Here is a 15011-nt window from a genome sequence, read left to right as displayed (position 1 = left end):
AATGAATTATCAGATTATTTCTAACTAAGTGAGAAGATGAGGGGGAGACAAATGAAGGAAACCTTTAAGATAGTACAATTTGAAAGAAAGACAGTGGAGAAGAGCTCTCTAGAAATTCTAAGTGAAAAGGTATCAAGGGAAGTAATGGACTTTCACAAGAGCTTTCCTATGTACTCAGAGACACCTCTAAGAGACATGAAGAACCTTGCCAGTGAGCTTGGCTTGGGAAGGATCTACGTAAAGGACGAATCCTACAGATTCGGACTAAACGCCTTCAAGGTACTTGGAGGAAGCTATGCAATCGGCAACTACCTTGCGAAAAAGCTTGGTAAGAGCATAACTGAAATGCCATACAACATTCTAGTATCAGACGATGTCAGAGAAGAGCTTGGTGAAATGGTATTTGTTACAGCTACAGACGGAAACCACGGAAGAGGCGTCGCCTGGACAGCAAATCAGCTTAAGCAGAAATCAGTCGTTCTTATGCCAAAAGGGAGTTCCATAGAAAGACTTGAAAACATAAGGGCAGAAGGAGCAGATGCTTCCATAACTGACTTAAATTATGACGATGCGGTAAGAAAGGCAAACGGCATAGCTGATGATAACGGTTGGGTAATGGTTCAGGATACCGCTTGGGCAGGCTATGAGGATATACCCACCTGGATAATCCAAGGCTACAGCACGATGGGCTATGAAGCATTCGAGCAGCTTAAAGCAATCGGCGAAGAGAAGCCCACACACATCTTCCTACAGGCAGGGGTAGGCTCCATGGCTGCAGCGATCACAGGATTGTTCTCCTCTATATACGGAGAGGAAAGACCGATAATAACAATAGTCGAGCCAAACAAGGCAGACTGTCTGTATAGAACTGCTGAGGCAAACGACGGACAGCTCAGAGTGGTATCGGGAGACATGGACACAATAATGGCTGGACTTGCCTGTGGAGAGCCCTGCACAATTGGCTGGGAGATACTTAAGGACTACGCAGATTTCTTCATATCCTGCCCTGATTTTACGACTGCAGAGGGAATGAGGATGATGGGAAATCCTCCAAGGGGAGATGAGAAGGTGATCTCAGGAGAAAGCGGTGCGGCAACACTGGGCTGCGTAGCAGAAATAATGACAAACGAAAACCTTTTATGGATGAGAGAAAAGCTTCAATTGAACGAGTCATCCAGAGTGCTGTTCTTTAGCACAGAGGGTGATACTGACAAAAAAAGCTATCAAGATATAGTTTGGAACGGAAAGTATCCAAGCTACGAGAAAAAACAATTTTAGGGGTGAATAAGATGCTAAATAAGGAAAGAGAGGAAAAGGTAATTGCCCTCTGTCAGGAGCTTGTTAGAAACCAAAGCTACTCAGGTCAAGAGGACAAGGTGGTTGAAGTTCTTAAGGAGAACTTCAAGAAAATGGGCTTTGACGATGTGATCGTGGACCACTACGGGAACATAATAGGCCAGATCAAAGGAAAAAGACCAGGCAAGAAAATTGTGTTCGATGGACATATCGACACAGTGCCGGTATCAAATGTAGACGAGTGGACTTATCCTCCATTCGGAGCGGAGATAAGCAATGGAAGGATCTACGGCAGAGGCACCACTGACATGAAGGGTGCAGTAGCAGCGATGGCATGTGCAGCAGCCAACTTTGCAGAGGACACAAACAAGGACTTTGCAGGAGAGATATATGTAGCAGGAGTAGTCCACGAGGAATGCTTCGAAGGAGTTGCCGCTAGAGCAATAAGCGAAAGGGTAAAGCCTGACTACGTAGTAATCGGGGAAGCATCTGAGCTTAACATTAAGATCGGACAAAGAGGAAGAGGAGAGATCGTTATCGAGACCTTCGGAATCCCATGCCACTCAGCAAACCCTGAAAAGGGAGTAAACGCAGTATATAAAATGGCAGAAGTGATCCAAAGGATAAGAACCCTTGAGCCGACCCACCACGACGTATTAGGGCCAGGGATCCTGGAGCTTACAGATATCAAATCCAGCCCATACCCAGGAGCATCGGTAGTACCTGAGTACTGCAGAGCAACCTATGACAGAAGACTTCTTGTTGGCGAGACTATGGAAAGCGTCCTTGAGCCAATAAACAAGCTTCTTGACGAAATGATGGCAGCTGACCCACAGCTTAAGGTCAAGGCATCCTATGCAATTGGAAAAGAGCTGTGCCACACAGGAAACCATATTACAGGCGAAAGGTTCTTCCCAGGGTGGCTTTACGACAAGAATGAGGCTTTTGTACAGGATACCTACAACGAGCTTAAGAGCATGGGCTTTGACCCAGTGTTAACGCAGTACAACTTCTGCACCAACGGAAGCCACTATTCCGGAGAGGCAGGTATTAAGACCCTTGGAATCGGTCCGTCGAGAGAAAATCTTGCGCATATCGTTGATGAATACATCGAGATAGAGCAGCTGACCAAGGTAACTGAATGTTACTATGGCGTAATGAAAGCACTCTTAAAATAGGAATAGTTTTCACAAGCTTAAGTATTTTAAGTAGACTCTTGATTAGTCTTGTAAACTCCCTGTGGTATAATCAATATAATTGCTCCAAACAATCAATAATTAGCTCACAAGGAGATGATCGTGTGGAAAAAATAAAAGCTGGAAGAAATAAGACAATAGATACAGATATTTCTGAAGGAAAGAAATATCTTGATAGATGCATCACTATAGAAAAGCCTGTTTATGAGATAAATGATATTTTGGATAAGACTATTATCGGGAACTCTTTTAATGTTATGGAGCTCTTACCTGAGAAAAGCGTAGACCTTATCATCGCAGATCCACCCTACAACCTCACAAAGTCCTTCCATGGGACACAGTTTTCCAAGAAAAAGGAATCTGAATACGAGGAATACACACGCAAGTGGCTTTCAAAAACAATACCCCTCCTAAAGGATGACGGGTCTATTTATGTTTGCTGCGACTGGGAGACAAGCCTTATCATCGGCCGTGTGCTACAGGAATATCTAATAGTGAGAAACAGGATCACATGGCAGAGAGAAAAAGGAAGAGGCGCAAAGGCCAACTGGAAGAACGGCTTGGAGGACATATGGTTTGCAACGAAATCAAACAACTACACCTTCAATCTGGATACCGTGAAAATAAGGAAAAAAGTGATTGCTCCATATAGAGTAGATGGCAGACCTAAGGATTGGACGGAAACAGAAAATGGGAACTACAGAGACACTTGCCCCTCAAATTTCTGGGACGACATAACGATCCCATTCTGGTCAATGCCTGAAAACACGGCACACCCAACACAAAAATCGGAGAAGTTGGTTGCAAAAATAATGCTTGCAAGCTCTAACCCAGGAGACATAGTTTTTGATCCCTTCCTGGGCTCAGGCACCACAAGCGTTACAGCTAAAAAGCTGGGGAGGCGATACCTAGGTATAGAGCTTAATGAGCAGTACTGCATCTGGGCTGAACAAAGACTTGAGATGGCAGATAATGACGACTACATCCAAGGCTATACCGACGGAGTATTCTGGGAAAGAAACGCTCTAAACAAGAGCCTCAGGGAACACGATTGATATCCTTGTTCCAATATTCAACCTGCTGTGGATCTCGAAGAAGGCTCCATGCCTCTCAACGATCCACTTTGCTATTGCAAGCCCCAAGCCTGAGCCGCCGCTTTTTCTGGCCCGGGATTCATCTGAGCGATAAAACCTGTCAAAGATATGCGGTAGGTCATCAGGTGGTATACCTATCCCTGTATCCTGGACTACAATAATGACCTTCGAATTTCCCTTGGTCACCCTTAGGACTATTTCCTTACCCTCCTGGGAATACTTGATGGCATTATCAACAAGGATCCTTATGCTTTGCTTAAACAGCTGCCTGTCAGCCTCAATAAAGGCAGAGGTATTCAGCTCAGTCTTAAACACATGGCTCTCATCGATCATCTGAGCCTCTCTTACGATTTCATCAACTATCTCGCTGGCATCGAACCTCTCCATATTAAGCTGAATGGTCTCATTGTCTCCCCTTGCAAGGAACAACAGCTTTTCAACCAGATCCTTCATATTCCCGATCTCGCTTTTAATGGCATCAATAGATTCCTGCCTCGTTTTTTCATCGTTCTTGCCCCAACGGTCTAAAAGATTTACATAACCTTGTATAACAGCTATGGGAGTCCTTAGCTCATGGGACGCATCTGAAACGAACCTTACCTGTGACTGGTAGGACTGGTTTATCCTGTTAAGCATTCCATTTATCGCGAATGTCAGATCCTTCAATTCATTCTGGGAGCTGTCAACGGATATACCCTTATCCAGCCTGTTAACGTCGATGCTGCTCAATTCACCTGCAATAGCCTTCAGATACTTCTCGTCATAGGGCTTCATGGTCTGAAGAGTCCTTGTAGTCTCGGCAAGATCTGCAAGGGGCTTCAAGGTCTCCCTTACGACCCTATTGCCTCTTACCGTGTGCTTTATAAGCATAAGTGTCTCTGCAATAAGAAGAATCAAAAGCATCTGTATTAGTCCATATACCTCAGGACCAATATTATATACGAACCTGTAATATGAAAAGTCCTTGTCAAAGCCGATGGAGTATCTTATGTTCTCAATTCTCTCCCTCAGGGGAGCAGGAAGCTCCATAGCTCCTGTAAAAATATCTCTTTCCGCATCCTTTATCTGGAAGGGCAGAAGCTCCTGAATATCCCTGTGAAGCGTTGTTCCTTCTTCAGGTCCCACTGCCATGATCTCAAAATCTACCATAGGGTAATGTGCCGACCCCTCATTAAAGCCAGAAGCAATCAAGGTGTTGTACGAATCCTCAATAATGACCTCAGCTCTCCATAAAACGACAAAAAACCCCATCAGAAATACAAGGATATTAACTGCCATAAATCCAGATAACAACCTTCTTACCATTTCCAGATTGAGTTTTAGTACAAGCGATGATCTTATTCTGTTTGAAAAGCTTTCCTTGCCTTTATCCTTATTGGTCCTCATCTTTGATTGCATACCCCACTCCTCTGACAGTACAGAAGATCTTCATTCCAAAGGGCTCCTCCAGCTTTGACCTTAGGTACCTTATATACACATCTACTGCATTGGTTCCCCCTGAGAAATCATAGCCCCAGATCCTTTCAAGTATTGTCTCCCTGGATAGTACGATGTTCCTGTTCTCCATAAGAAGTTCAAGAAGATCGAATTCCTTCTTAGTCAAGGGAACCACAGTACCCTTCACATGTACTTCTCGTTTCTTAGTATCAAGACTAAGCTCCTTATATGTCATTATATCCTTGGCTTGTGCCTGGCTGCCAGGTTCCTTTTTTCTTAATACCGCCCTTATCCTTGCCAACAGCTCTTCAATAGCAAAGGGCTTAGTGATGTAATCGTCCGCACCACTGTCAAGACCCGTTACCTTGTCTACCACAGCATCGCGTGCAGTAAGCAATATAACGGGTACATCAGATGTCTGCCTGATCCTTCTCAACACCTCTATGCCGTTTAAGCCCGGAAGCATTATATCTAGAAGAATAAGGTCGAAGGGGCTGGCCTTGACCATATCAATTCCAGCCCTTCCATCATATGCCTTTTCTACTTCATAGCCCTCGTACTGAAGCTCCAGCTCAACAAACCGAGCCAGTTTTTCTTCATCCTCAACTATTAGGATCTTAGTCATTTTTGTTCTCACCACTGAATTCTTTTTTTAGGTTGTCAACTACGTCAGATACTTGATCCATAGTACGGTTTACTTCTTCCTTGCCAAGCTCCGGTCCTGAGAAGGAATACTTATATCCGAAGAACAGACCAATGATCATCAAAGGAACTGTTATCCAGAAGGTAAATATAAGCAGTATTACAAGCACTGTTACAGGCAATGTCATGGTGCTCTGTCCATTCTTTGAGACCTCAAATATGTTTCTGTTACCCTTATGGAACAGCTTCCCTATGAATGCTGAAAACCTCTGGAACAGGTCCGAGAATCCTGATGAAGCCTTCTTCGTTGATTCAGTGCCAGCCTTAGCTTCACTACTCTTCTGCTCCCCAGTCTCCCCAGTGTCTTTAGTACTATAATACCCACCATTCTTGGGAGGTTCTATTCTCCCCTTCTTCTCCAGATTTATGATCGCTTCCAGGATGTCACCGTTAGTTTCCTCCAAGGCTTCCTTAGCCTCATTGAATGTAATATCGGCATACTTTCTTAGTTCTTCTACTTGTTGTAAAGTTACCATTATAAACACCTCCTACTATTTTCTATGTCTTCATTATAGTAGTGGAAGATTCAAACACAATTTAAGTAACATTAAAATTACATTAAAAAATCGTGTACTTTTTCTCATTTTATCAAAGTGGGTGGAGATAGGCAATAGAGGGGAGTGAGCGAGTAAGTTTACATAGTAGGATAGTTATAATTCTCAGATAGAAACAAGCATTGAATAAATTAATAAAGACATAAACAAAATTAATAACTATATTGACAATGGTTGCTACTAATATTATCCTGAACATAAGGAGGGATAATAAATGTTCAAAGAATTGGTTACAACTTGTCCCAGATGCAATGAAAAACTAATAATAAAACAGATGAGTTGTGGTAACTGTGACTTAGAGTTAAGTGGGAAATTTTCACTAAGCAAATTTGATTATTTATCATCAGAAGATTTAGACTTCATTGAACTATTCCTTAAATCGCATGGTAGCTTTAAAAGTTTACAGTTAAAATTAAATATGTCATATCCAACTGTAAAAAGGAAGTATAGTGAAATTTTAATAAAGCTGGGACTTCAACAATTAGATATTGAGGAGAAGGAGAGTGTTGAGATGACAACACCAAAATATGTTGCTATAGCTGAATCGGACAGTCTCGTAACCAGAACAATAAAGGAAAAACTTAATATTAATGAAGGAAGAGCCCTAATACCTCAATTTAGAGGAGATCTCTGTGAGATAAGGTATGACATAAGTGGAAATGGATTGACAACACAAAAAATACCTATACCTGACCAACTTACATGGGATGTGTTTGATGCAGCAGTTGAAATTGTGATCAAAAATGGTGGTAGGGTAGTTAAAGGTAAAGCTCAGACAGGGGCAAGACTTGGCAGTGATGATTTGCCCATAGATTCTCTTGAGGGCTATATAGCTTATAAGGTTAGAGGGAAAAAAATTGGAGAGACTACTTATGGGCCGGGATTTGTAGTTGCTGCCATTCTCGATTGGGCAGATATCTGTAATAACGAACGTGGTTATATTTCAATTAAATCACAATTTTTAAAAAAGAGAGATACAAATAATTCTATTTGAGTTAGAGGTTATGTAAATATCTTGTCAGACCGACCCATATTAATGTGTAAATACTTTATACACTAATGATAAACCATTGTAGATATATGGGATATGGGAGCTTCTTGGTAGCGATTAGAGGGATTATATGCTTTTAAACAAGTATCAAGCAACAAAACCAATCTTTTTTTGATTTTACTACGATGAAGGCATGGTTCCTATCTAAATTTATTATTAGTGTGATTACTTAACAGGGAAATATTTGTAGTATTTAAGGGCTATTGCTTTTTATATTTTAATGAGAGCTATTAGTTTTTAGATTACCTTAAACAATAGATAACAACCTCTAAACTATAAAAAGAACTCATTTAGATTTGTCATTGGAAAACAAAAACTATGTTACAGGAGTTTAATCATGAGTGAGAAAAACAGTATAGAAGAAAGAAGTAAAATTATGAGAGCTGTGAAAAGTAAAGATACAACCATTGAAATTGCTGTGAGGAAAAAATTTTATGAATCGGGCCTGAGGTATAGAAAAAATAGCAAGAAAATACTGGGGACTCCAGATATCAGCATGAAGAAATACAAAGTGGCAGTATTTATAAATGGTTGCTTTTGGCATGGCCATGATGGATGTAAGAGAGCTACTATACCAAAGACAAGAACTGAGTATTGGACAAAGAAGATAAACAATAATAAAATCCGCGATGAGTATATTTCAAAGGTACTAGTTGAGGAAGGTTGGCATGTTTATACTATATGGGAATGCCAGTTAAGAAGCAACTTTGACAAATATGTTGAAGCAATAATTGAGGAAATTAGGTCAGTTATACAGAATAATAAATCATCATAGTATCTCATCAATGTAAAGTATTTAACAATAAGTGACAGGTTTTATTAACTACTCACTTTCTGATATAATACTTTATGATGACAAAATAAATAACTAAAAGTAGGTGGAGAAATGAAAGGCTTGTCACTTTTTTCTGGCGCAGGTATTGCTGAAATGGGGTTAAGAAATACAGATATAAGCATTATAGTTGCAAATGAGTTATTGAAGTATAGAGCTCTGGCTCACGAATTTTGGCACCCTGGAACCAAAATGATTTGTGGCGATATTAAAGATCCAATAGTTCGAGAGGAATTAATTAGTGAATCGATAAATAATGAAGTTGAATTCATATTAGCAACCCCCCCTTGTCAAGGGATGAGCCTTATAGGGAAAAATAAATCAAATTCAGATATGCTAAATGATGATAGAAACTATTTAATTTTTGATGTGGTTGACTTTATTAAAATCCTCTCGCCAAAGTACGTATTAATTGAAAACGTTCCTAGGTTTTTTAAAATTAAGTATATGGTCCAAGATAAAGAATCTAGTATCATTGATATAATTAATGATCAATTCCAGGATGAGTATAATATTAAATTTAATGTCTATAATTCTGCTGACTATGGCGTGCCTCAAAATAGGAATAGGGCATTCATAAGAATTTGGAAGAAGGGCTTGATTTGGGAGGATCCTATCGAGAAAACACAAATAACTGTACGAGAAGCAATTGGGGGTTTACCATCCTTAGAATCAGGTCAAAATAGCAACATAAAAAATCATGTAGCAAGAAAACACACAAGTTCTCATGTTTCATGTATGAAATATACTCCTACTGGTAAATCAGCATTTGAGAATGAAGTACATTACCCGAAAAAGCCTAATGGTGATAAACTTAAGGGGTTCAGCGCAACATATAAAAGAATTGACTGGGACAAACCTGCACCTACTATAACGATGAGAAACGATGCTATTTCATCTCAAAGTAACGTTCATCCTGGTAGGTTGTTACACGATGGGACTTACTCAGATGCAAGGGTTTTAACATTAAGAGAGATATTTATATTGATGTCAATGAATCCTGATTTGGACATACCTCCTGGTATTAGTGATATTCAAGTAAGACATATCGTAGGAGAAGCAGTACCGCCATTATTAATTGAATCTATTGTGAAAGGAATTAAATCATATGAATAGACTAAAAGGAGCCTCCATGTTTTCAAGCTCAGGGATTGCTGAACTTTATTTCAAACAAATAGGTATAGATATATTAATAGCGAATGAGTTGCTTAATAAACGAGCAGATTTGTATAAGTATTTATACCCTGATACTAAAGTCCTTGTAGGCGATATAAATTCTGAAGAATTATTCTGTGACTTTTTAACAACAGTCAAAAAAGAGGGGTGCGATTTTTTAATAGCAACACCACCATGTCAGGGTATGAGTTCTTTAGGTAAAAAGGATTACGATAACGATGAGAGGAACTACTTAATTTTTAAAGTCTTTGATGTAATTGATAATCACAACTTTAAGTATATACTTATTGAAAATGTTCCAAAATTTCTGAAACTATATTTTCCATATAATAATGAGCCGAAAACCCTGTTGGAAATATGTAAAGATAAATATTCCAAAGACTATGTTATTGAATCAGCAGTATTAAATGCTTCAGACTACGGCGTTCCACAGAGTAGACCAAGAGGATTTATCAAAATCTATAAAAAGGGTCTTTCTTGGGATTGGCCTAATAAAACAGAAAGAATCAGTCTAAAACAAGCAATAGGGGACTTGCCAGCACTTGAGCCTGGCGAAGACTCTGGGATCAAATGGCATTATGCAAAAAATCATAATGAAAGAGAAATTATTGCTATGAGACACACTAGAGCAGGAGAATCAGCACTCAAGAATGAACTTCACTATCCAAAAACTGTTGATGGTAGAAGGGTTAAGGGATTTCACAATACTTTTAAAAGAATGAAGTGGGAGGAACCTTCACCCGCAAGGGCAAAAAACAGCGGTAATATTGGTGGTCACAATAATGTTCACCCGGGTAGGATCAGACCAGATGGAACGGTTTCTGATGCTAGGGTTTTAACTTTAAGAGAATTATTTATTGTATCATCGATACCTGCAGATATTGATTTGCCTGATTGGTGCACTGATAACTTTATAAGAACTGTTATAGGTGAAGCGATTCCACCAAAATTTTGTAAGAAGATTGTTGAGACTCTATTCTAAGGGAGGAGATTATTTATGATAAAATTGAATCGATCTAAAGAAAATAGGATAATAATTCAAAAGAACATAAACTCAAAATCCCAAATTGATGCATTTTTATTAGCTATTAAGAGTTTGAAGAATAATATAGATACCAAAATGTTACTAGAAGAGCTAAAGTCTATTGATGTCTATAAGGGTAGAACAACAAAGGGGTCTACTAGCACCATGGGCGTTAGATTAAGTCAAATTTGCTTTTATATGTTCGGGTATAGAGATATAAATTCTGATGCATTTGTCCCCTCTCCACTAATGGAAATGATGCTTAGGGAGCATTCAGATTATAGAACAATAGCATTAATTAATTTATTCTCTATCCAGTTCCCACATCCTTTTAGCAATACACCTCCTAATTTTAATATCTACTTTGGAAGACTATTAATATCCCTACTTATGGAAGAAAAGCTAAATAAGAAGCTATATATAGATGAAGCGGTTTGGTTTTTGCCATTTGTTGAATCCATTGATGAAAAAAGTTATCATGATTTGATCAATAGTATTTTATGTTTTAGAAAATTAGAATTTCATGAAAAAGCAGCACTATTTAAGTCTGTACCAGATTACGAAGGAGTATTTTCTAATTGCATGCATGAAATCAACTATTATCTATTTAATGTTTTTTATGAGTATGATGTTTTTAAAATAATTGGTGATGAAGAACACAACGAAGGAAACTTATTGTCATTCAGGCATGGTAAAGGGAATACTTTTCGGACTGATAGGTATAGCTCGAAAAAGACTTATAGTGGTTATGTAAGTCTTAATACCGATTTACTAGATAAAGCGGAGACCTTATTAGATAACTATAAATATTATGAAGTCCCTGTATCTCAAGCTACAGCATCATCAAGAATCGATTGGATAAGAGATTTATATGAGTTCAATCCACTTAAGTATCTAAGCACAATGAATGTAATCCCCGAGAGCAAGACCCGGATAAGTGAAATAATACATGATGTGGTTTACAACTCTAAGTTTGGGGGAAGAGATGGTAAGAAGTTTGAGATATCGTTAGCGAATTTGTTTGATAATTTTCGAGAAATAGTCGATGTTGAAATAATAAGTGGATCAGGAGATACTGATATATTGTGCAATGTTGAGGATTCATATAAGAAAAGACTATATAAAATAAATGTTGATGCAAAATCAACTCGAAAGGCAACTTCATCTTTAAATGCTAGTAGGTTGAACAAACATATCGAGAAAAATGGATCGGATTATTGCATAGTTGTTTCGCCAAAATTCATGAGAGGGGTAAAATTGGATATTGAAGGTAGCAGCATAGTAACTATAGAAGCTGAAAGCCTTGCAAACTATTGCCTTAAAGAGTGTATAAATTCACCTGATGATTTAGCTGATTATGAGGCATTGGATATTATAATAAGAGAGAACTTTGGCAAAGATATATCTTATGAAGTTAATAATAGGATAGTATCCAAATTCGGAATAGTTTAATTGTAAATTTAGTAGATTAAATAAAGTTAAATTATTTATAAATGACATGAAGATATAATCATGGCCTAAAAGATGCTTTGCCAATCCACCTCAAATATTTGTCATATTGAGGTTAATACTTTATATGAACCCAATTATAAATCCCATATACATACACCTAAATATTATAATTTTCGATAATCTTTAGATTACTCCATCAGAAATTCCTGATTTTAATTTTTGTCACAGCTGATGAAGAATTACTAGAAAAGATAAGAGAATTTTGGGAGGCAATATGAAAATAGGGATTAGAAAACCAAGCCTGAGCAAGAGAATCAATGCACGAACCAGCATAAAAAGACAAGTGGTACATAGAGCCGGAATCAAAATGCCCAGAGGATATGGTTGGGGATGGGTGGAGATGTTCAAGTAGTTAGTAGATGGGAGGTCAAGAATAATGCTAGGAGCAATTATTGGTGACATCGTCGGTTCTGTCTATGAATGGGATAATATTAAGACAAAAGATTTTCCTCTTTTTCGTGACGATTGCTTTTTTACTGATGATACTGTGATGACGATTGCAGTGGCGGATGCAATTATGCAAGGGGAAAGTGAGATGCTTGGCAGCGGGGTCAGTTCTCATAGAGGTATATTGGTAAGTGAGGATCTATTTATCGACTCTATGAAGAAGTGGGGAAGACTATACCCAAACTCTGGCTATGGAGGGCACTTCAGATTATGGATACAATCTGATACCCGGGAACCATATAATAGCTGGGGCAACGGCTCAGCAATGAGGGTATCTCCTTGTGCCTGGGTATGTGAGCAGACTGAGTTTATTCATGAATGTTTAGAGGATGTTGATGAATTGGCTGGTGCAAGTGCATCAGTCACTCATAATCACCCTGAGGGGATAAAGGGAGCCGTAGAGACCGCAAGGGCTATATGGTTCATGCTAAGAGCGCGCAGCTTTTATGACTACCCAAATAATATAGACGAGTGGAAAGATGAGATCAGAGAGAATTCCGGTTACGACTTATCCCGAACTCTCGATGAAATAAGGCCTGGTTATCGTTTCAATGAAACATGTATGGATACTGTTCCTCAGGCTATTATCGCATTCCTCGAAAGCACTGATTTTGAGGATGCTATACGAAATGCAATATCCCTTGGAGGGGATAGCGATACTCTTGCAGCCATAACTGGCAGTATAGCCGAGGCTGCATATGGAATTCCAGAATGGATCGAGGACAAAGCATTATCTTATCTGGACGAACCGCTTAGAGATGTTTACCGTAGATGGAAGATTTTTTTAGCTGAAAAACAATAGGAGGCGTACCCATGGAAACATCCAAATTCGAGAAGATAAGGCTGGAGCAGTACCCCTTGGTGCAAAAGTATACATACCTGGATACTTCAACAACAGGTGTATTTTCAACAAAAAGCAGGGATGCAATGGTTGATTTCATTGACGACAGATACTCTGAAGGTATGGACATGTATGACTTTGTTGACAACTGGAAGCATGCGGATGCTTTGAGGGAAACTGCTGCCAGGGTCATAAATGCAGATTCGAGCGAGATATTCTTCTCAGCCTCAAGTTCTGAGATGCTAAATGTGTTTACCAATGGGATCGAATTGAAGGAGAATACAAATATAATCACCACAGATCTGGCATTTCCAGCGACCGTATTCAGCTGGTTCAACAGGGTTGGAAAAGAAAATGTAAGAATTGCTAGATCAGATGATGGGAAGCTTCCTACTGAAAGGCTGTTTGAACTTGTGGATGAAAACACAGCTGTTATAGCGCTTTGCTTGGTTGAGCATTCCTCAGGCTGGCGTCATGATATTAAGACCATCGGTGAGTTTTGCAAGGAGCGAGGGATATATCTGGTGCTGGATGCAACCCAGTGTATATGTGCCATGAAGATAGATGTTAAGGAGGCTCATATAGATTTTCTTGCAATATCCTCATATAAGTGGCTGAGCGGGGTGTTCGGAGTAGGCTTTTCTTATGTTTCAAATAGGATCCTTGATAAGATCAGCCCTAAATACGTTGGCTGGACTGGCAACAAGGACAGGCTCAACAACAGCGAATATAAGCTTGATCTATCTGATGATGCCAACAGATTTGAAACTGGGAGCCTTAACTGGGTAGGACTTAGAGGACTTGAGCAGTCGCTGAATATTTACTTGGAGCTTGGAATAGACGATGTTGAGAAATATATCCTTAGCTTGGTGGATCACTTGTATGAAAGTGTTGCTAAATCAAAGAAATTAAGACTGGTTGGGCCATTCCCTGAGGAAAATAGATCTGGGATAGTATACATCAAGCTTCCTAAAAAGTGGGAATTGAACGATAAGATCCTTCGGGAAAAGGGGATCAGGGCTCATGCAACGAATATCTCGACTATAAGGGTAGGGATCCACTTCTATAACAACATAGAGGATATTGACAGGCTGATAGAATTCTTAGAATCATACGAAAATAAGTGATCTTGAACTGTGTTGTCTTTACAACCATGCAAAAAACTGAATTAAATTGGCTTTCTAGGTTTTCCCATTTGCAGGGCTGTTACCCATTTCGGTTATACCGTAATTCCCTCAATCAGCAATCGGCAATGCTCCAAAGCTTGCTTCTTTAGGTCAAAATCGGGATAACGAATACACCACTCATAGCTGACGCCGCGGATTGCCATCACAAAATGCCGGGAAAGAACCTCTAACGGCAATGAAGACGCAATCTCCCCACGTTGGATGCCTTTTTCAAGCACATCATAAAATAACGTATAAAGCTCTCTGCCATAGCCTTTCACAGCTTCGGTATCAATAGTACCGGCCAGCAGCATTTGGTAAACTTTCCTCATGCTTTCGCAGCCGATGGTAAACATAAGTTCATCGGCTACCTTTTGGGTCATTGCAAGTAGTACCTCGGAAACGTGCATATCATCAGGCAGCAATTTTAAAAAGGTTTTGTAAGCCAGATCCGCTTGGGCGGCATGATCAGCAATCAACATAGCAATCAGTGCATCCTTCGATTCAAAATGCACATAAAAAGCACCCTTAGTGATTCCGGCTTCATAGGTAATATCCTCTACACTGACATCCTCAAAGTCATGTTCTACAAAAAGCCTCTCTGCTATTTCATATAATCTTTTCTTGGTTTCGGCCCCTTGTAACTTTTTCTTGCTGGGCTTTTTTTCTCTCATATTCTCCCT

At 39.3% G+C, this 15011-nt stretch carries 15 protein-coding genes; 11 read left to right on the top strand and 4 right to left on the bottom strand.

Annotated features, from left to right (window positions below; genetic code table 11):
• Positions 1 to 51 precede the first annotated feature (51 nt).
• The 3 genes from dpaL (at position 52) to AC4PHB_RS09875 (ending at position 3547) form a co-directional block, all read left to right on the top strand.
• Entirely contained in the window at positions 52 to 1278 is a 1227-nt protein-coding gene (gene dpaL / locus AC4PHB_RS09885) for a diaminopropionate ammonia-lyase (protein WP_492136266.1), read from the top strand.
• 11 nt (positions 1279 to 1289) lie between these two features.
• Complete coding sequence (locus AC4PHB_RS09880) at positions 1290 to 2474, top strand: YgeY family selenium metabolism-linked hydrolase (RefSeq protein ID WP_492136265.1); 1185 nt, start codon at positions 1290 to 1292, stop codon at positions 2472 to 2474.
• 122 nt (positions 2475 to 2596) lie between these two features.
• Positions 2597 to 3547: a DNA-methyltransferase gene (locus tag AC4PHB_RS09875; RefSeq protein ID WP_492136264.1), complete on the top strand. Its 951-nt coding sequence runs from the start codon at positions 2597 to 2599 to the stop codon at positions 3545 to 3547.
• Here AC4PHB_RS09875 and AC4PHB_RS09870 read toward each other — a convergent pair.
• The 3 genes from AC4PHB_RS09870 to AC4PHB_RS09860 are packed head-to-tail and all read right to left on the bottom strand — an operon-like array spanning position 3518 to position 6201.
• Positions 3518 to 4984: a sensor histidine kinase gene (locus tag AC4PHB_RS09870; RefSeq protein ID WP_492136263.1), complete on the bottom strand. Its 1467-nt coding sequence runs from the start codon at positions 4982 to 4984 to the stop codon at positions 3518 to 3520. The genes AC4PHB_RS09875 and AC4PHB_RS09870 overlap by 30 nt on opposite strands.
• On the bottom strand, positions 4959 to 5648 hold the full coding sequence (locus AC4PHB_RS09865) for a response regulator transcription factor (RefSeq protein WP_492136262.1): 690 nt from the start codon (positions 5646 to 5648) through the stop codon (positions 4959 to 4961). The genes AC4PHB_RS09870 and AC4PHB_RS09865 overlap by 26 nt, the downstream gene beginning before the upstream one ends.
• Entirely contained in the window at positions 5641 to 6201 is a 561-nt protein-coding gene (locus tag AC4PHB_RS09860) for a DUF4342 domain-containing protein (RefSeq protein WP_492136261.1), read from the bottom strand. The genes AC4PHB_RS09865 and AC4PHB_RS09860 overlap by 8 nt, the downstream gene beginning before the upstream one ends.
• Before the next feature lie 292 nt (positions 6202 to 6493).
• Here AC4PHB_RS09860 and AC4PHB_RS09855 point away from each other — a divergent pair, with 292 nt between their 5' ends.
• The 8 genes from AC4PHB_RS09855 to AC4PHB_RS09820 all read left to right on the top strand — a co-directional run bounded on the left by AC4PHB_RS09855 (position 6494) and on the right by AC4PHB_RS09820 (position 14289).
• Positions 6494 to 7273, top strand: coding sequence for a DUF2089 family protein (locus tag AC4PHB_RS09855; protein ID WP_492136260.1), 780 nt, complete (start codon positions 6494 to 6496; stop codon positions 7271 to 7273).
• A 394-nt stretch (positions 7274 to 7667) separates the two neighbouring features.
• Positions 7668 to 8105, top strand: a complete 438-nt coding sequence (locus AC4PHB_RS09850) for a very short patch repair endonuclease (RefSeq protein WP_492136259.1) — start codon at positions 7668 to 7670, stop codon at positions 8103 to 8105.
• A 111-nt stretch (positions 8106 to 8216) separates the two neighbouring features.
• Entirely contained in the window at positions 8217 to 9278 is a 1062-nt protein-coding gene (locus AC4PHB_RS09845; protein ID WP_492136258.1) for a DNA cytosine methyltransferase, read from the top strand.
• Positions 9271 to 10320, top strand: coding sequence for a DNA cytosine methyltransferase (locus tag AC4PHB_RS09840; protein WP_492136257.1), 1050 nt, complete (start codon positions 9271 to 9273; stop codon positions 10318 to 10320). Before AC4PHB_RS09845 ends, AC4PHB_RS09840 begins: the two co-directional genes overlap by 8 nt.
• Before the next feature lie 15 nt (positions 10321 to 10335).
• Positions 10336 to 11814 (top strand): hypothetical protein, encoded by a 1479-nt coding sequence (locus AC4PHB_RS09835; protein ID WP_492136256.1) that lies wholly within the window; start codon positions 10336 to 10338, stop codon positions 11812 to 11814.
• 274 nt (positions 11815 to 12088) lie between these two features.
• Entirely contained in the window at positions 12089 to 12226 is a 138-nt protein-coding gene (locus AC4PHB_RS09830) for a hypothetical protein (protein ID WP_492136255.1), read from the top strand.
• 24 nt (positions 12227 to 12250) lie between these two features.
• A complete protein-coding gene (locus tag AC4PHB_RS09825) occupies positions 12251 to 13123 on the top strand; it encodes an ADP-ribosylglycohydrolase family protein (protein WP_492136254.1) in 873 nt (290 codons plus the stop codon).
• 11 nt (positions 13124 to 13134) lie between these two features.
• Positions 13135 to 14289, top strand: coding sequence for an aminotransferase class V-fold PLP-dependent enzyme (locus tag AC4PHB_RS09820; RefSeq protein ID WP_492136253.1), 1155 nt, complete (start codon positions 13135 to 13137; stop codon positions 14287 to 14289).
• Positions 14290 to 14381: 92 nt separating this feature from the next.
• Here AC4PHB_RS09820 and AC4PHB_RS09815 read toward each other — a convergent pair whose 3' ends face one another.
• Positions 14382 to 15002: a TetR/AcrR family transcriptional regulator gene (locus tag AC4PHB_RS09815; protein ID WP_492136252.1), complete on the bottom strand. Its 621-nt coding sequence runs from the start codon at positions 15000 to 15002 to the stop codon at positions 14382 to 14384.
• Positions 15003 to 15011 lie beyond the last annotated feature (9 nt).

Source organism: Gudongella sp. QWL-04 (genome assembly GCF_058683975.1).
This window is presented reverse-complemented; position numbering and strand designations above follow the sequence as displayed.